The sequence below is a fragment of the Pirellulales bacterium genome (assembly GCA_019694435.1).
Classification (GTDB): Bacteria; Planctomycetota; Planctomycetia; order Pirellulales; family JAEUIK01; genus JAIBBZ01.
Genome location: JAIBBZ010000016.1, coordinates 1 through 18,531, shown reverse-complemented (window position 1 = coordinate 18,531; position 18,531 = coordinate 1). Strand labels below are relative to the sequence as shown.

At 67.3% G+C, this 18,531-nt stretch carries 13 protein-coding genes; 7 read left to right on the top strand and 6 right to left on the bottom strand.

All coding sequences use genetic code 11. The features are described 5' to 3' along the window. Positions 1–48: 48 nt before the first annotated feature. The 4 genes from miaB to def form a co-directional block, all read right to left on the bottom strand. A complete protein-coding gene (gene miaB / locus K1X74_13255) occupies positions 49–1,506 on the bottom strand; it encodes a tRNA (N6-isopentenyl adenosine(37)-C2)-methylthiotransferase MiaB (GenBank protein MBX7167291.1) in 1,458 nt (485 codons plus the stop codon). Positions 1,507–1,583: 77 nt separating this feature from the next. After that, positions 1,584–1,769 (bottom strand): hypothetical protein, encoded by a 186-nt coding sequence (locus K1X74_13250; protein MBX7167290.1) that lies wholly within the window; start codon positions 1,767–1,769, stop codon positions 1,584–1,586. Positions 1,770–1,891: 122 nt separating this feature from the next. Beyond that, complete coding sequence (gene fmt, locus K1X74_13245) at positions 1,892–2,857, bottom strand: methionyl-tRNA formyltransferase (GenBank protein MBX7167289.1); 966 nt, start codon at positions 2,855–2,857, stop codon at positions 1,892–1,894. A 33-nt stretch (positions 2,858–2,890) separates the two neighbouring features. Continuing rightward, positions 2,891–3,508 (bottom strand): peptide deformylase, encoded by a 618-nt coding sequence (gene def, locus K1X74_13240; protein ID MBX7167288.1) that lies wholly within the window; start codon positions 3,506–3,508, stop codon positions 2,891–2,893. A gap of 131 nt (positions 3,509–3,639) precedes the next feature. On the opposite strand from def, the gene K1X74_13235 reads away from it, so the two are divergent. The 7 genes from K1X74_13235 to K1X74_13205 all read left to right on the top strand — a co-directional run bounded on the left by K1X74_13235 (position 3,640) and on the right by K1X74_13205 (position 12,221). Then, entirely contained in the window at positions 3,640–4,653 is a 1,014-nt protein-coding gene (locus tag K1X74_13235; protein ID MBX7167287.1) for a hypothetical protein, read from the top strand. A 96-nt stretch (positions 4,654–4,749) separates the two neighbouring features. After that, a complete protein-coding gene (locus K1X74_13230; protein MBX7167286.1) occupies positions 4,750–6,117 on the top strand; it encodes a sulfatase in 1,368 nt (455 codons plus the stop codon). Between the two features lie 101 nt (positions 6,118–6,218). After that, a complete protein-coding gene (xylA, locus tag K1X74_13225) occupies positions 6,219–7,532 on the top strand; it encodes a xylose isomerase (GenBank protein MBX7167285.1) in 1,314 nt (437 codons plus the stop codon). Positions 7,533–7,605: 73 nt separating this feature from the next. Then, positions 7,606–8,535 (top strand): VOC family protein, encoded by a 930-nt coding sequence (locus K1X74_13220; GenBank protein MBX7167284.1) that lies wholly within the window; start codon positions 7,606–7,608, stop codon positions 8,533–8,535. Positions 8,536–8,547: 12 nt separating this feature from the next. After that, positions 8,548–9,363 carry a thioesterase family protein gene (locus tag K1X74_13215; protein MBX7167283.1) on the top strand — a complete coding sequence of 272 codons (816 nt, stop codon included), beginning with the start codon at positions 8,548–8,550 and terminating at the stop codon, positions 9,361–9,363. Positions 9,364–9,411: 48 nt separating this feature from the next. After that, positions 9,412–10,779, top strand: a complete 1,368-nt coding sequence (locus K1X74_13210; GenBank protein MBX7167282.1) for a neutral/alkaline non-lysosomal ceramidase N-terminal domain-containing protein — start codon at positions 9,412–9,414, stop codon at positions 10,777–10,779. A gap of 842 nt (positions 10,780–11,621) precedes the next feature. Further along, positions 11,622–12,221, top strand: a complete 600-nt coding sequence (locus tag K1X74_13205; protein ID MBX7167281.1) for a hypothetical protein — start codon at positions 11,622–11,624, stop codon at positions 12,219–12,221. Positions 12,222–12,498: 277 nt separating this feature from the next. On the opposite strand, the gene K1X74_13200 is transcribed toward K1X74_13205, so the two are convergent. Next, the gene (locus K1X74_13200; protein ID MBX7167280.1) at positions 12,499–16,059 is read right to left on the bottom strand and encodes a WD40 repeat domain-containing protein; all 3,561 of its coding nucleotides are present in this window, start codon (positions 16,057–16,059) and stop codon (positions 12,499–12,501) included. 88 nt (positions 16,060–16,147) lie between these two features. After that, a partial coding sequence (locus tag K1X74_13195; GenBank protein MBX7167279.1) for a HEAT repeat domain-containing protein occupies positions 16,148–18,531 on the bottom strand: 2,384 nt, incomplete at its 5' end.

Genomic DNA, 18,531 nt, shown 5'->3' with positions numbered 1-18,531 from the left:
GCGCCGCCACGCGCACCGACCGTCTCGAATCTCGTTGATGCGTGCTATCTAGTCTAATCGCCCGCCGCCGGTTGCGGACAGTTGATACACCTCGGGCCCCACGTGCTCGGGCACAATCTCGCCGAACAGCGTGAACGCGTCGGCGGCGACCACCCGGAGCGTGAGCAGTTGGCCCACCAGCCGCGGCCGGCCCTCAAAGACCACGATCCGATCGCAGGGCGTGCGGCCCGTGAGCTGCAACCGGTCGCCGTGGGGCTGCTCGTCGCCCGCGTGCTGCTTGCGGGCCAGCTTGCTGGGCCCTTCGACCAGGATTTCGACGTCGCGGCCGACAAAGGGCTGGTTGTCGGCATCGCAGATTTCGTTCTGAATTGCCAGCAACTCGTTGTTGCGGCGCCGCTTGACGTCTTCCGGCACGTCGTCCCGCATCAGCTCGTCGGCCTTCGTGCCGGGACGGGCACTGTACTTGAAGATATAGCAGTTCTTGAACCGCGCCTCGCGGACCAGCTCGACCGTCGCCTGGAAGTCGTCTTCCGTCTCGCCGCAAAAACCGACGATGAAATCGCTGGTCACGGCCGCCTCGGGCACCGTCGCGCGAATCCGGGCCAGCATCTCGCGGTATTCTTCGACCGTGTAGCCTCGTTTCATCCGCTTGAGCATCTCGTTCGAGCCGCTTTGCGCCGGCACGTGCAGGTACGGACAGACCTTGGGCAGATCGCGGACCGCCTCGAGCAGCTCCTGCGACATATCGCGGGGGTAGTTCGTGACGAAGCGAATGCGGTCGATCCCCTCGATGTCGTGAATCCGCGCCAGCAACTCGGGCAGGCGGACCTTGGCCCCGGCCCCCTGGTCCTGGTAACTGTTGACCGTTTGCCCCAACAAGGTCACTTCGCGACAGCCCTCGCCGGCCAACTGACGGACCTCGGCGACGATGTGCTCGGCCGGGCGGCTTTGCTCGGGCCCGCGCACCGAGGGGACGATGCAATACGTGCAGAATTTGTCACAGCCGATCATGATCCGCACGAACGCCTGATAGGGCGTCGGGCGCATCTGCGGATCGCGCAGCGGGTCGTAGCTCTCGAAGCTCCGCTCGATCTCGGCCCGGCTGCCGTCTTTGCGTCCCAGGCTCACTTCCATCCGCCGCTCGCCCCGCGCGGCGATGTCGGCCAACAGCTCGGGCACCTGGTGCAACTGGCCGGGACCGACCACCAGGTCGACAAACGGCGCCCGGCGAAAGATCAACTGCTGGTCTTTTTGCGCCATGCAGCCCAGCACGCCGATGATCTTGCCGGGATCGCGCTCTTTGGCGTGCTTCAATCGCCCCAGGGCGCTGTAGATCTTGTCTTCGGCATGCTGCCGCACGCTGCAGGTGTTGAACAGGATCGTGTCGGCCTCGCGCGGCGTGGCGACCAGCGTATAGCCCTGGGCCCTCAGGCTCGCGACGACCAGCTCGCTGTCGAGCAGGTTCATCTGGCAGCCGACCGTCTCGATATACAACCGCTTGCTCATGCGTCGGACGGGGGCTTTCGGGCCGTGGGGGGCGACCCGGTGGGGATTCACTCGCTGGAGTCAAACACACTTGGCCGCTACGAGGCCCGTTTGGCGGCGGCGGCCGCGGCCCGGGCTTCGGCGGCACGGCGGCGCTGTTCTTGCTCGACCTGGTCGCGGGCCTCGGCCAGCAGCCGGTTGTGCCGCACCAGCATCAGCCGGACCAGGGCCGAGGCGGCAATCAGGGCCGCGACGGCCCAAATCACGATGTCCCGGACTTCCATGTCGAGGCTCCTGGTCTGAACCACACGGCAGCCGCCCGCCTGCGACGGCAGAAACACTAGTCTAACCCACCCCCACAGCCGCCGACCAGGGAACGCGATCCGAAGTCGCGCGTGCTGGAGGGTCAGGAGCCGCTAGCGGTTTCTGGTCCGAAGCGTTCGCCGGGGGCGACGCGGTAGCCGCGCAGAAACTCGGCCGCCGGGAGCAGGCGCTTGCCCGAGGGCTGCAGCTCGACGAGCCGCAGGCCCCCCTGCCCCGTGGCGACGACCAGGCCATCGCCGGCGGCGGCGACGACCGTGCCCGGCGCCGCCGAGGGCGCGTCGGCGACCGTTTCGCAACGCCCCAGGATCAGCCGGACCGTCGAGCCGTCGGCCTTGTGCCAGGTGGTGTACGTCTTGGGCCAGGGCTCCAGCGCGCGAACTTGGTTCTTGATCTGCTGGGCCGTGCGCGACCAGTCGATCGCCCCGTCGGTCTTCTTGAGCCGGGGTGCACGCGTGGCCTGCGCCGGGTCTTGCGGGACCGGCTCGACGTGGCCGGCGTCGAGCCGGTCGATCACCTCGCAGATCAACGGGGCCCCCAGCGCTGCCAGGCGCTGCTCCAACTCGACGGCCGTCTCGTCGGGGCCGATCTCGAGCGAGGCCTGCGCCAGGACCGGGCCCGCGTCGATCCGAGGCGTCATATGAATGACCGACACGCCGGCTGCGGTCTCGCCGTGATAGATGGCCCAATTGATCGGCGCCGCGCCGCGGTAACGGGGCAGCAGCGAGCCGTGCAGGTTGACGCCCCCCAGCCGCGCCGTGGCCAGCGTCTCGGCCGCCAGAATCTGGCCGTAGTCGGCCACGACGAACAAGTCGGCGTTCCACGCGCGCAGCGTGTCGCGGGCCGCGTCGGTGTTGAGCGGCTCGGGGTCGAAGATCGGCGTTCCGTGCCGTTCGGCCACGGCCCGCAGGGGGCTCGGCTCGGGGACGGATTTACCCTTGGCCGGCCGTAGCGGCTGCGTCACCAGCGCCACGATCTCGTGCCGGGTGGCATAGAGCGCTTCGAACGTCGGCCGTGCAAACGGCCCGGTGCCCATCATGATCAAGCGCATGGCGCGGTCTCTGGGGCCTGGCCGGCGAACGCATCAGGTGCGGAGGCGTTCCAGCTCCGCAATCCGGGCCGCGATCTGGGTGTCGTCGCCAATTTCGCCGCTGCGACGCCGCGACTCGAAGTTGGTCTCGAATTCGCCCAGCACGTCGCGAACCTCGATCTGGCTGGTCTCATTCAACCGATCGATGAACAACACGCCGTCGAGATGATCGACCTCGTGCTGCACGGCCCGGGCAAACAGCCCCTCGATCTCCTGGTCGATCTCCTCACCCCGGAGGTTGTAGGCATTGATCGTTACCCGCTCGGGCCGGGTGACGTCGGCGTACAGCCCCGGCAGGCTCAGGCACCCTTCTTCGGCCGTGGCCGTGCCCTTGCGTCCGCTGATCACCGGATTGATGAACACCTGCTCGAGCTCGGGCTTCTCCGGATCGCTCTCCAGGTTGAGGATGAACAGCCGGTAGGGCAAATCGACCTGGTTGGCGGCCAGGCCGATGCCCTTGGCCTCGTACATCAGGTCGAACATCTGCCGTACCATGTGCTGCAACTCGGCGTCGACCCGCTTGAGCGGCTTCGAGCGATGGCGGAGCGTGGGATGGGGATAGTGAATGATCCGCATGGCACCGGGTCTGCGATCGGTGGGATAAACCCGCATTATATCGGCGCTCGGCGAACCGGCGAGGAGGCAATCCGGCCTGCCGCAGGCGAGCGTGCTTGCGTTGACCCGAGAAATTGCCGACTTCTAGAATCGAGCGGGGCCTGCCTTCCAACGCCGCTCAGAGCACGATGCGCGAATCGCTCTCGACGATCGAACCCAGCTTGACCGGCTGGCGCGCTCGCACCGCCGCGACAGATTCGTCGGCTGCGCGCGCGGCAGTCGGCACGGCTCCTGCGCGGCGCCCGTTGATCGGGGGCTCGGCCTGGGTGGTTTCGCTGCTGCTCCACGCCACGCTCCTGGTCTGGTCTGCGAACTGGCTGCTGCAATCACGGACTGCGTCCCCCGGCGCGGGCAGCGGGCGTCATCTGACCATGGTCGATCGCCCGGCCGATGCCTCCCCGCCGGTGGTGCGCGTGGGCGGCCCGCCCCCGCCACCTTCGGCCATCGATGCTCCGACCGAGGCGCCGGCGGCTCCGCCCGCGGCGGCTGCGCCGAGCAAACTGCCCAAGGCAGACGCCGAGGCCCCGAGTGCGCCGCGCGCCGGGGGCGACGGGCCTCCCGCTTCGCGTCCCGGGGCAGGCGGCGCCGGTGCAGCGACGACCGGCGTATTTGGCGTCGCGGGACGGGGGTTCAAGTTCATCTATGTCTTCGATCGCTCGGGCAGCATGGGCGGCTCCGGCCGCACGGCCCTCGACGCGGCCAAGAGCGAGTTGTCGGCCAGCCTGGAGCACCTGGGAGCGGAACACGAGTTCCAAATCATCTTCTACAACGAATCGCCCACGCTCGTGCCGTTTGCCGATCGAGGTCGTGAACTGGGCGCGGCGAGCCCGCAACACAAACAGCAAGCCGCGCGGTTCATCGCCCAGATCAACCCCGACGGGGCGACACGCCACGAACCGGCTTTGCGGGCGGCGTTGGCGCTCGACCCGGACATCATCTTCTTCTTGACCGACGCCGATCAGCCGGTGCTCACGCCGACGCAACTGGCCGAAATCCACCGGGCCAACCACCACGGCTCGATCATCCACACGATCGAGTTCGGGTTCGGGCCGGCCTTCGGCGGCCGCAACTTCCTCGCCGAGCTGGCCGAGCAGAACGGCGGCCGCCATCAATACGTCGACATCTCGCGGCTGCGTCGGTAGCCGTTTCTCACCGGGGGTCGCTTGCAACCGCCTCGACGCGCAGCCAACCTGTTGCAAGGTTGGTCCGTTGGGGGACCCTGTGGAGGAGAAACTGCCATGTTCCTGCCGTGCGGACGTTGGCTGGCAATCGTCGCGCTGGTGCTGTCGGCATGCAGCGTGCCCCGAACCGCGATGGCCTCGCCGCTGAACATCGTCATCGTGTACGCCGACGATCTCGGCTACGGCGATCTAGGGTGCTACGGGCATCCGACAATTCGTACGCCTGCCTTGGACCGCATGGCGGCCGAAGGCGCACGGTTTACGCAGTTCTATTCGGCCGCGCCGGTTTGCACGCCTAGCCGCGCTGCGTTGCTTACGGGGCGCTACCCGCTTCGCAGCGGCATGGCCGGCGTCAAGGAACGCGTGTTGTTCCCGCACTCCGAGCGCGGCTTGCCGGGCGACGAGCAGACGCTGGGCGAATTGCTCCAGGCGGCCGGCTATCGCACGGCCTGCATCGGCAAATGGCACCTCGGCCACAAACCGGCCGATCTGCCCAAGCACCACGGCTTCGAGCACTATTTCGGGATCCCGTATAGCAACGACATGGGCCTGGGCAGTGCGGCCGCCAAACCCAAGGGCTGGCCGCCTTTGCCCCTGATCCGCGATCTGGAGACGATCGAAACCGAACCCGACCAGGGCCCGCTGACCGAGCGCTACACGCAAGAGTCGCTGGCGTTTATCGACGCCGCCGCGGCCGCCAAGCGTCCGTTCTTGCTCTACCTGGCCCACACCATGCCGCACGTACCGCTGGCCGCGAGCGACAAGTTCGCCGGCCGCAGTCCGCGCGGGCTGTACGGCGACGTCGTCGAGACGATCGATTGGAGCACCGGACAGATCATCGCGCGGCTGCGCGAGTTGGGGCTGCACGAAAACACGCTGGTGTTCTTCTCGAGCGACAATGGTCCCTGGCTGTCGCAAGGGCTCAAAGGGGGCACCGCCGGGCTGCTGCGCGGCGGCAAGGGCAGCACCTGGGAAGGCGGGATGCGCGTGCCAGGCATCTTCTGGTGGCCGGGCCGGATCGCACCCGGCCGCACCGAGTTGGCCATGGCCACGACGATGGACGTGTTTACCACTTGCCTGAAAGCGGCCGGCGTCGGGTTGACCGACGATCGCCCGATCGACGGCGTCGATCTGGGGCCGGTGCTGTTCGGCGATGGCAAGTCCGCCCGCGACGAATTCTTCTACTATCGGGGTCCCGACTTGTTCGCCGCGCGCTGGGGCGCCTGGAAGCTGCACTACCTGACGCAGGCCGGCTATGGCCAGGCCAAGCCCGAGGTGCACGATCCGCCGCTCTTGTTCCAGTTGGACGAGGACCCCAGCGAGTCGCGCAACATCGCCGCCGAGCATCCCGAGGTCGTGGCCGAGATCAACCGCCGCGTCGAGGCGCATCGTGCCCAGTTGCAGGCGCCCGAGCCGGTTTATTGAATGCGGCCGGGCAATTCTCGCGGTTGCTTGCCTGGGTCGATCGGCTCTGGCACGATTGGGGACCCCTGCACCATCCGAGCCCATGAGAGGTCAACGAGCTGATGTCCGCTTTTCCCGAGATCAAGAAGGTTGCCTACGAAGGTCCGAAGTCGACCAACCCGCTGGCGTTTCGTCATTACCACGCGACCGAAGTGGTCGAAGGCCGCACGATGGCCGAGCACTTGCGCTTCAGCGTGGCCTACTGGCACACGTTTCGCGGCACGGGGAGCGACCCTTTCGGATCGGCCACGATGGCCCGCCCCTGGGAAGCCGCGACCGACTCGGTTGAAAACGCTCAAGCGCGCGTCCGGGTCGCGTTCGAGTTCATGGAAAAGCTCGGCGCGCCCTTTTACTGCTTTCACGATCGCGACGTCGCGCCCGAGGGCAGCACGCTGGCCGAATCGAACCGCAACCTCGATGCCGTCGTGAAGACGCTCAAAGAGGAGCAGAAACGCAGCGGCATTCGCCTGCTCTGGGGGACGGCGAACCTGTTCAGCAACCCCCGCTATATGCACGGCGCCGCGACGAGCCCCAATGCCGACGCTTTTGCCTATGCCGCGGCACAGGTCAAGAAGGCCATCGAGGTCACGCACGAGCTGGGGGGGGAGAATTACGTGTTCTGGGGCGGGCGCGAGGGCTACCAGTCGCTGTTGAACACCGACATGAAGCGCGAGCTGGACCACTTGGCCCGGTTCATGCACCTGGCCGTCGAACATGCCAAGTCGATCGGCTTCCACGGTCAGTTCTTGTTCGAGCCCAAGCCGAAGGAGCCGACCAAGCATCAGTACGACTTCGATGCGGCGGCGTGTCTCAATTTCCTGCGCAGCTACGGCTTGACCGAGCACGTCAAGCTGAACCTCGAGACCAACCACGCCACGCTGGCCGGGCACACCATGCAACACGAGCTCGAATATGCCGCGATGCAGGGCAGCCTGGGCTCGATCGACGCCAACACGGGCGATCTGCTCCTGGGCTGGGACACCGACCAGTTTCCGACGAACGTGTACCTGACGACCGAGATCATGCTTACGCTGCTCAAGTACGGCGGGCTCGCGCCCGGCGGCGTGAATTTCGACGCCAAGGTCCGCCGCGAAAGCTTCGAGCCGATCGACTTGTTCTATGCCCACATCGGCGGCATGGACACGTTCGCGCAGGGGTTGAAGATCGCCGCCGCGATTCGCGCCGACGGACAGTTGGACCGGTTGCTGCGCGAGCGCTATGCCTCGTGGGACGCCGGTATCGGCGTGGAGATCGAATCGGGCCGGGCCACTTTCGCCTCGCTCGAGCAATATATGCTCAGCAAAGGCGAGATCGCCCCGAACCGTAGCGGCCGCCAGGAAATGCTTGAAAACCTCGTCAATCGCTTTATCGGCTGACGACGTCGCTTGGTCGGGCGACGACGGTGTTCGCCGCCCGCCGCCCGATCCCTTCCGCACGGGAGACCCACGCATGCAAACCCGACGATCGTCGCTTCGCTGGCTGGTCTTGGTCAGCCTGGCGCTGGTCGCGCCCGCCGCACGGGCCGAAGATCCTATGCCGGCGCGATTTCACCACGTGCGTCTGAATGTCACCAACCCCAAACGCTCCGTGCAGTTCTACCGCCGGGTGTTCGGGGCCGTGCCGGTGCAGTTCAACGACGCGGTCGAGGCGCTGTTCACCGAGCGCTCGTTCATCCTGTTCAACCAGGTCGCAGAACCGCCCGAGGCCGCGCTCAACACGGGCATCTGGCACATCGGCTGGGGCGGCGTCGACGTCAAGAACGAGTACGAATGGTGGAAAAACCACGACGTCGACATCCACACGCCGCTTTCGCCGCTACCGGGCCCGAACAACTACTACATGTACATCAGCGGGCCCGACAAGGAGCTGATCGAGATCAACACGATGGGCCACCACCGGTTTGCCCACGTGCATTTCTTTGCGGACGACGTGAATGCGGCCTGTGCCTGGTATGCGAAGCATCTGGGCCTGAAGCCGCGCGCGCCGCAGGTGCCCAAGCCGCCCGCACCGACCGAACCGCGTAAGCCCGGCGATCCGAAGGCGCTGTCCGACATCTGGATCAATACGATCCAGTGCGACAACGTGCTGATGATCTTTTTCGGCAAGCCCGACTGGGACCCTGCACCCTATTGGTGGCCCGATCCACCGCTCAAGGAGATCCAGCCCACCCGGGGGCGGCCGATCGACCATCTTGCATTTTCCTACCGGCAGATCGAGCCGGTGTTCGAGCGGATGCAGCGCGAGGGCGCGACGATCGTGGAACCGATCGCCGTGCGCGAACCGCACAAGCTCAAGAGTTTCTTCGTGCAAGGCCCCGATCAAGTGCTCATCGAGGTGGTCGAGTCGAAGCCGATCCCCGAAGGCCTCTGGCAAGACTAAGCGCAGCGGCAAATGTCTCATCCTGTCTTCTTCGAGCGCGAACAGAACCGCTGGTTTCCACAGCGCGCGGCCGTAGGTCCGTGGTCGAGCGAGAGCCTGCATGCCGGGCCGGTCGCTGCGCTGTGCGTCACCTTGGGCGAGGAACTCGTGCCCGGCGACGATTGGGTGACCACGCGGTTGACCATGGACTTGCTGCGTCCCGTGACCACGCAGCCGCTTGAGGTGGGCTCACGGATCGTCAAGGCGGGCCGGCGCGTCACGCTGCTCGAAATCACCTTGTCGCAGGAGAACAAATTCACGGCGTCGGCTTTTGTGCAGCGCACCCGCCAGCAGGACTTCACGCTGCCACCCCTGGAAGGAACCGGCGTCGAACTCCAGCCACCGCCGGATCGGCCCGAGAATTTTGCCCCGCTGAACTTCGACGGTCGCCAGCCGCGCCTGGCGCCGTTTGTCGACGAAGCCTCGGAAATCCGTACCCAGGTGCCCGGCGCCATGTACAAGCCCACACCGTCGGCGGCCTGGATTCGCGTGTTTGCCGAGCTGCTGCCGGGCCGCCCCCTCTCGCACACCGCGGCGGTCGCCGCAGCGGCCGACTGCGGCAACGCCTTCGGGGCGCCCATCGGGCTGGAGAGCCCGCAGTACCTGTTCATGAACGCCGACCTGACGCTCCACCTGGCCCGGGCCCCGGAAGAGCCTTGGGTGCGGATGGCACCGGAAAGCGTCTGGCTCGACCATGGGATCGGCCAGACTCGCTGCGCCCTGTGCGATCGGCGCGGTATGCTGGGCACTTCGGTCGTCACGCTGCCCCTGGCACAGCGGCCGAGTTGACCGGTACGCTGCCCCCACCCTTCCCGCCGTGTTCCCCGCGAGAGAACCATGATTCGTCCGCAAGTCCTTGGTGCCTGGTTGTCGTTGGTATTGCTGTCGCTGGCGATCGAGACAGCCGCCGCGGGCGACGCCTCGGAAGCGAGCCCCCAGTTCCTCGTCGGCGTGGCCAAACGCGACATCACCCCACCGATCGGCATGCCGATGTGGGGCTATGGCGCGCGCCACGACGCACTGTCGGTTGGGGTAATGGACCCGCTGTGGGCAAAATGCATCGTGATCGCCGCCGGCAAGGATCGCGTGGCCCTGGTGGGTACCGACTTGGGGCGCGGACCGACCGTGCAGATGATGCAGCAGATTCGCCAGCAATTGCACGAAGTGGGAATCGAGCATGTGCTGATCACCGGTAGCCATTCGCACCACGGCCCTGTGATCGAACTCACGGACCGCGAGGGCTACGGCAAGGGACGCTTCGACGTGGCCGTCAAGTATGCCCAGCAATTGCCCGAGCAGCTCGTGGCGGTGATTCTCGAGGCGAACAAGAACCTGCAGCCGGCCAAGGTCGGCGTCGGCAAGCGTAACGTCACGCTCAACCGCAATCGCCACACCAAGCGCGAGCCGCGCGTCACCGATCCAATGTTGGCTGTCATTCGCTTCGACTCGCTCGAAGGGCAGCCGCTGGCCGTGCTGACGAACTTCGCCGCGCACCCGGTGATGACCGAGGAGAGCGATCTGCGGTACTCGGCCGACTACGTGGGGGCGATGCACGCCGCCGTGGAAGAGGCCCTGCAAACGACCAGCGTGTTCATGCAAGGCGCGGCGGGCGACATGAGCCCCAACTCGCCCTCGGGCGTGAGTGGGCCGCAGCAATTCGGCCGGCACCTGGGCGGGCAAGTGGTCGAGATCGCCAAGTCGATCTCGACGGCCGCGCCGGCCAAACCGTCGATCGAAGGGCGCGTCGATCACTGGAAGTTCGCCACCCGGGTGAAGTTTTCGAACCCCTGGATCCAGGCCGTGTTTGCCCGCGCGTTCTTTCCCGAGCTGACGCGCAACATCGCCGAGGAATGGGCCAACGGCATCACCGCCGAGCTCGACACCGTGCTGATCAACGACCAAATCGCCCTGGTCGGCGGGTCGGGCGAGTTCTTCTGCAATCACTCGAACCGGTTGAAAGAACGGGCGTACGTCGAACACACCCTGTTCTGCGGCTACTGCAACGGCCACAACCTGTACTTCCCCACGATCGAGGCCGCCAGCGAAGGCGGCTACGGCGCCGATCCGACCGTCTCGCCGGTCGAACTGGGAGCCGGCGAACAAATGATGAACCGGGCCCTACAAAACCTGTACATCATGCTCGACAAGTTCCAGGGCGACGCCGCGGTCGGATTCCAGTCGGTGCCGCAGTCGGGAACGCCTTGAGCCTGGCCGGTTTAGGTCGCGCGACCGAGGTGTTCGCGAACCGGTCGTAACCGCCCGCCAGCAGCCAGCATCGAAGGTCTCGAGCATGCCGGTCGAATCGGTCAAGTAAGCTGGCCGGGATGCCGAAAATTGGTTGACACTGCGGCGCCTTCGTCAAGAATGGCGCCGGACAGGATGTCGCACCCTGATACCGCCTCCCTATGGCGCGCTATGTCTAGCTCTCGGCGACAACGCCTGATCGCGAACCTGCTGGTGGTGTGCCTGTTGGCCACCGCCACGGGCGCCGTGAAGCCACCGCCGCAATGCGGCGGCGCTTGCCCTTGCTGTCGCAGCCGGGCCAAGAGCGACGAACCAGGCCAACGCTCGTGCTGCGGCCACGCGCAGGGAGCCAAGTCGTGCTGTCAGCGCTCCGCGAAGCGCCCCACAGGCGCCGCGCCCCGGCACAGTTGCTGCGGCCACAAATCCAAGCCGGCCCGCGAGCAGCTGGCCCAGGACGCTTCGCGTTCCATCTGTTTGTGCGGCGCGGGCCATTCGAATCCGAGCCTGCCGGCCGGCAGCATCGCGACTGAATCCTCCCCACGATCGTTGTCGGACGAAGGCATCGTCGTGGCTCTCTTGCCGCCAGCGAGCGGCCCAGCGCGGTGGAGTCCCCGCGACAACATCTGCGGAGCGCGCTCTGCGCTAGCGGTGCGCGCCGAGCTTTGCTGCTGGCGGATTTGATTCCGAGCGGGCAATCTCCTGGCCCAAGCTTGTGTGTCCTCCTTTTTTGCGTGTACGGCACGTTGCCGGTGCACGCACGCGAATGGATCTCGCACGTCTCTTACGAACAAGGATCTGAATCGATGAAAACCAAACTTTCGCTGCTATGCCTGGCGCTGGTGGTTGCCGCCGGCATGGTCTTTTCGGGCAACACCACGGCTGAAGACAAGAAGGAATTCAAGGCCACTTGCCCGATGTCGGGTAAACCGGCCAAGGAAGACTGCTGCTCGGAGCTCAGCGGCAAGAAGGTCTACTTCTGCTGCGGGAACTGCCAGTCCAGCTTCGACAAGGACCCCAAGGCCACGGCCAAGGTCCATCTGCAATGGCTCGAAACGGCCCAGATGCTGCAAGTCGGCTGCCCCTTGTCGGGCAAGCCGGTGAATCCCGACACGATGTGCGATCTGGGCAATGCCAAGGTCGGCTTCTGCTGCAAGAACTGCATGGGCAAGTTCCAGAAGGCCTCGGACGAAGAGAAGCTCGCGATGTGCTGCGAAGACATCAGCAAGGGCTACACGCTGCAGACCGAGTGCCCGTTGTCGGGCAAGCCGGTGAAGACCGACATCTTCGTCGAACACGAAGGCAAGAAGGTCTACTTCTGCTGCCCGGGCTGCCCGGCCGGCTTCAAGGCCGATCCGGCGAAGTACACGGCCAAGCTGCCGCAATTCGCCACCGAGAAGAAGTAGCGTCGAGCGAGTTGCCCGTTGAAATAGGCCTTCGTGGCCTATTTCAACCTCGCCAGGTGCGGAGCCGAGCTCCGCACGGCTCGCAAAACTACGACTTGCGTCGTCGTTTTGAGACCGCAGCCATGCGGTCGCGCAGCCCGCTGATTAAATCAACGTGCTGCTAGGATCGGACGGACGACCGCGCGGCCCTGACGCCGCGCGGTTCACGAGGAACGACCACGGGGGCGATTCGCCAAGCGAATCGCCCCCGTTTCTTTTTTGCGCAGATGGGTCGCAATTACCGCGCCGCTTCGGGCACGGTGAACAACAGCACGCGTTTGTCGGCCGCGGCGATGGCCAGTTGCGTGCCGTCGGGCGACCAGGCCACCGAGAACGCGGCCTTGACCGGCAAAGTCTCGCTGTGCAGGGCAGCATCCTTTTCGGGGTCCCAGATCATCAGCGACCCGGCGTATCCCAGCGTGGCCAGGCGCAGGCCGTCGGCCCGATAGGCGACGCGGTAAATCGGATCGCTGTGGCCGCTGACGGTCTTCAGCGGCGCGTCTTCGGCCGGATTGAAGATCTGCCAGGTCTTCGACAAGCCGGCCACGGCCAGCCGCGATCCGTCGGGCTTGAACTCGAGACTATAGAGCCCGTCGGCGATCCCCTGCTTGATCTCCTTGAGCAGCGTGCCATCGGCCGGGTTCCACAGCCGGATCGTCTTGTCGGCCGAGCAGCTCGCCAGTTGGTCGGCCGCCGGGTTGAACTGCACGGCGTAGACCGGCGCGGTGTGCCCCTGGCAGGTCGCGTAGTTCGCGCCGTCGCCGGCATTCCAGAGCCGCACGGTCTTGTCGGCGCTGGCCGAGGCCAGGCGCGCGCCGTCGGGCGAGAAGGCCAAGGCATAGACATGGGCCGTATGGCCGACGAGCCGCTGCCGCGGGCCGCTGCTGGCCGTGGCGAAGCGGTTGATGTTGTGGTCCAGGCTGGCGCTGAACACGCTCCGCCCGTCCGGCGCGACGACCACCTGCGTCACCGCCGCGCGATGCACGGGCCAATCGGCGATCGCGGCCGAGTCGGCGACGTTGAAGCCGCGGACCGCGTTGTCGCCGGCGCCGTAGTACACGCGCGTCCCGTCGGCCGACAGGCCCACGGCCGTGACGGCATACGGCGTCGCGGCCGCCAGAAGCGACGCGCCGTCGGACAATTGCCACACGCGCACCACGCCATCGTCGCCGCCAGCGGCGATCCGCCCGGCCTCGGCCGCCAGGGCAATCGACTTCACCCCGGCCGTCGGCCCGGCAAACGTGCGCACCTGGGCGAGGTCGGCCGGATTCCATTGGGCCAGCACCCGATCGTCGCCGCCGGTGAAGATCGCATCACCGCCGGGCGCGTAGACGACCGCATTCACGTTGCCGCGGTGCGCCTTGACGCTGGCCATCAAGGGCGAAGTCCAAATTCGCACGGTGCCGTCGGCCGAAGCCGTGACCCAGCGGGCGGCATCCGGCAGAAAGCCTGCCCCGCCCACGGCGCCCGTGTGGCCAACGCTCTGCTCGATCTCGCGTGCCTCGGCGACGTCGTACACCCGGGCACGCTGGTCGTCACCCGCGGCGATCAAGCGGCGAGAATCGGCCGAGAAGCTCACCTGCCGGACCGGGGCGCCGCAGCGCAACGTCGCCCAGAGCAGGCCGTTGGCCGTCTTCCAGATGCGGGCATATCCGTCGCTGCTCGCGGCGGCGGCCCACGCACCGTCGGCGCTCAGCGCCACGTCGGTGACCGCGTCGAGCGCCCCCGCCAGGCTGCGCAGCGGCTGCCCGCTGGCCGCGTCCCACAGGCGCACCGTGCGATCCGAGCCGCCGCTGATGAGTTGCGCCCCGTCGTTCGCATAGGCCACGGCCGTCACGGCACCGTTATGGCCGGCAAGCGTCGTCGCGGCTTGCGGCGGCACGGCGCGCAGATGGCCGTCTTCGCAGGCCACGAGCGACGTCTGACCATCGGCGGCCGCGAGCACGCCCAGCGGGGCGGCCGGCAGCAGATCGTGTTGAACGGCGCGGCGCGCGGCGACGTCCCAAATCTTGACCCAGCGATCGGCCGAAACGCTGACCAGCCGCGAGCCGTCGGGCGAGAACCCGATCGAGGCCGTCGGTGCGCCGTGCGCGTCGATCGTTGCCAGGATGGCGCCGTCGCCCACCTGGAACAGGCGGATGCGATTGTCGGCCGAGGCGACGGCCAGCAGCGTGCCCGACGGCGCCAACGCCACGCCGTTCACGCCGACCCCGGTGTCGATATTGCGCACCAGCGCCCCATCGGCCGGGTTCCAAAGCTTGACCGAGTTGTCGCCGCCCGAGACGAGCATTGCGCCGTCGGCCGAATAGGCCAGGCTCACGACCGGTCCGCCATGGCCAGCCAGCTCGCGTACGAGCGACCCGTCCGCCGGATTCCAAAGCTTGATCTTGGCAGCATTGTCGCCCGCGGCGATCGCGGCGCCGCCGGGTGCGATGGCCACGCTGCACAGGGGCGCCCCCTGCCCTTCGATCGCCAGCGTCCCGCCGCTGGCCAAGGTGTGGATGCGAACGCGCCCGTCGCCGCCAGCGGAAACGATCCGATCGCCGGCCGGCATAAACGCCAGCGCCGCAACCGCTGCGCCCGCGTTCAGGGCCTTCACCTCGGCTCCATCGGCGGCCGTGTTGATCTTGATCGTGCCATCGTCGGCACCGGTGGCGACCAGCGCGCGATCGGCGCTGGTGGCGAGCGCTCGCAACGGACCGCCAGCGATCGGCGTGTCGCGCATGGCGACCGGCGGCCAGGTCCAAAGCCGCAGGGCGCCATCGTCGCCGGCCGTGGCCAGTTGCGTCCCGGCAGGCTGCAGGGCGACGTCATGCACGGCCCCGGGATGTGGCGTGAACTGCCCGTCCACCGTTCCCGCGGCCGGATTCACCACCAGCACGCGGCCGTCGTTGCCGACGGCGGCCACTCGGGCACCGTCGACCGAGCGAACCGCCACGCGTACCGGGCGGCCGAGGTCGACGGTCCGCTGTAGCGCGCCGTCGGAAGTCTGATAGATGCGAAGTTGCCCGTCGTCGCCCGCCGCGGCGAACCATTCGCCTCCCGGCGCGACGACCAGCGCTCGCTGCGGCTGGCCGACCGCAATCGAGGTCGGCGCCGGTGGCGGCCAGCGATAGAGCCGCAACGAACCGTCCTCGGCCCCCAGCGCCACGGCCTGGTTGTCTGGCCGGAAAACGGCCGACTCGACACGTGCCGCGGCGGCGATCGTCCCAACCAGCGCACCGTCGGCCACGTTCCACCCGCGCACCGTGCCATCGCTCGAGGCACCCAAGAGCAACGCACCGTCGCGGCTGAACGCCACCGACAGGACGTCGCTGGTCGCGCCGGCCAGGTCGCGTACCGGCTGACCGGTGGCCGCGTCCCACAACCGCACGACCTCCGAACGGTCGCCTGAGGCCAGCAGCTTGCCATCCGGCGACAGGGCAATCGACGTGACTTCGCCGCCGGGTGCCAACGTGGCCGCCGGTCCCGAGGTCGCACCGGGCAGGTCATAAACCAGAATCTGTTGATCCATGCCGGCCGAGGCCAGTTGCCGACTGTCTTTCGACACGGCCACGGTCAGCACGAGGTTCGAATGATCGGCCAAGGTCTGCACGACTTGTCCGGTCGAGCGGTCCCAAACCTTGACCGTTTTGTCGAAGCTACCCGTGACCAGGTAGCGTCCGTCGGGCGTGTAGGCGACCGCATAGACGGGTTCGCTATGGCCTTCGAGATAGGCAAGCTGTGCCACGGCGGTTGCCGGCGAGCCCGCGGCAAGGATTAAAGCGGCGGACAGGAAGATCTGGCGGGAGTGCAACATCGGGCAACAACTCCAGGCAATGACGAACGGATGCGTAGATCGATTTTAGTTGGGCGACCGAGGGTTCGCAGCCGTCGAGGCGGGCCATTTACGGCGTTTTTGCCGCGGCGGGCGGCTGATCTTTCAGGCTGACGAGGTAGGCGATCAGGTCGGCGAAATCGGCCGGCGTCAACCCATCCTTCAGCCCGGCCGGCATCAGCGACAACGTACCGCGTTCGATCTGGTCGACCTCGTCGGCGGCGATGCGCACGACGCGTCCCTCGGCGTCGATCAGTTCGACCAGCTCGTCGGTTTGTTGTTTGATCACGCCCTGCACGATCTGGCCCGACGTCGTCGCCACGGTCGACGACTCGTAGCCGGAAAGGATCCGGTTCGAAGGCTCGAGTACCGAGCGAATCAGCTCTTCCCGGGCATATTTGGCCCCCACCCCGGCGAGGTCGGGGCCCGCCTTCGCGCCGCCGCCGACGGCGTGACACTTGACGCACGCCAGTCCCTTGGTGTCGGCAAACAAGGCCGCGCCGCGCTGCGCATCGCCCGGCTGCGTCAGGGCAAAGTCGCGATAGACGCTCGGGTCGATGCCCTGCTGCGCGCGGCGTGCCAGTTCGGCGAAGCGCGGATCGCGCTGCCCGATCTGCACACTGAACTCCCAGGGACCGCCCGAATTGCCGATCTTGACCCACAGGTGGTTGGCCCCCTCGCGCAGCGCGACCTCCAACCGATCCTGGTCGGGACTCCAGCCGCGGTTGTCGTTGAACGTGTGGACGCGTTCGCCGTTGAGCCAGACCTCGACCTGATCGTCGCTGCCGATGAGCATTTGCGTGGGCCCGGCCACAGGCGACCGTAGCTCGGCGTAGGCCCAGGCCCAACAGTTTTCGCGCGGTCGCAAGAAACGGTGCAACGACACGCGGCCGTGCTCGTCATTCGTCTGAATCGAATGCCAGGCAAGGGGCTGCTGGTCGACGGTGAACTGCGCTTTCAGATCAGGCGCTGCGGTGTGCTCGATTTCGAATTGCGACTCCTTCGACCAGGCACCCAGCACCTGCCAATCGACGACCGGCACCGGCGAAGAATAGACCCGGTCCAATTCAGCCAGTACGGCAGACGTCAATTCGTGACGGGCGTCGAGCGCCAACACCTGGTCGGCCACGCGAGCGCGAATCTGTACGAGCGCCGTACGCGCGGCGTCGCGTAGCGTCTGGTTCTTGCTCGCCAGGGCCCGCAAATAGGCCGCCAGCGCACGCTCGTCGGGCAAAGCTGCCAAGGCGGTGAGGGCCTCGAATTCAGTTTCCGGATCGTTGGCGACCGCCATCAAGGCCGGCACTGCCTCGCGCGAGCGCAACTCGGCCAGGCTCGCCAGCGCGCTGCGCCGCACCGCGATGTCCGCATCGCCCAACAATTCGATCAGCCGCGGGACGGCCCGCTCGCCCGCCAGTCGAGCCAAGGCGCCAGCGGCCGCAGCGCGGACTTCCGGCGCAGGATGCTTGAGATGTGCAGTGACGGCGGCCTCGGCCCCCGCGGGCTTTAACTCGGCCAGTGCTGGCAGGCACAGTACCAGCAACTCGGCCGGCGATCCTTGGTCCACGGCCAGCGCCACCAACAGCTCGACGGCTTGCGGCGTGCCGATGCGGGCCAGCGCGGCGACCGATGCCTGGCGGAGCGACGCCGTCGTCACCGGGGCGACGGCCAACTGGCGCAGCACCCCGACCACCTCCGCGTCTTGCCATTGCGCGAGCACGTCGAGCGCCGCGATGCGGGTCGCGTCGTCGTCGTCGTTCGCCGCCACTCGACGCAAACCGTCGGCCGAGCCGCGGTCGTCGATCGCAGCCACGGCCGCAATCGCGGCCTGCCGCACCTCGGGAGCCGGCTGTGCAAGCGCCGCGCGCAGACCATCGATTACGGCGTGCGTCGCCGACCACTCGTGCTGCTTGGCGCGCGCGGGCTTGCCTCGAGCCGGCTGCGTTCCCCACCAGCCGCCGGTGTACGGATCGGCGCGGCGATGCACCTCGGCGACGGCCGCCACGGCCGCGGCCCGGGCATCGACATGCTGCGCCTCGCCGATCGTCTTGAGCAGCGCGGCCACCGCGCCGTCATCGTAGATTCCCGTCAGCGCTACGATCGCAGCGCGGCGAGCCGCGTCGTGATCGGTATCGGCCATTTCGGCGGCGCGGTCCCATCGATTGAGTGCCCGCAGGGCCTGCATGGCCGTGAACTGAACGAAGCGATCGTCGTCGCCCAATACCGGCCACAAGGCGTCGGCAGCCCGCGGCTCGCCGCTACGGCCCAGGGCCAGCGCCGCCTGTCGGCGAACCGTGGGATCGGGGTCTTTCACAGCCACGGCCAGCGCGGCCACCGCGGCTCCCTTCGCGTGCCGCAGGGCCAGGGCCCGCGCGGCTTGAGCCCGGACGTCGGCCGCCCCATCGCTCAGCCGGCCGATCCAGGCCGCAGCCGGGTCGTAGTCCCCGAGTGCGTCGG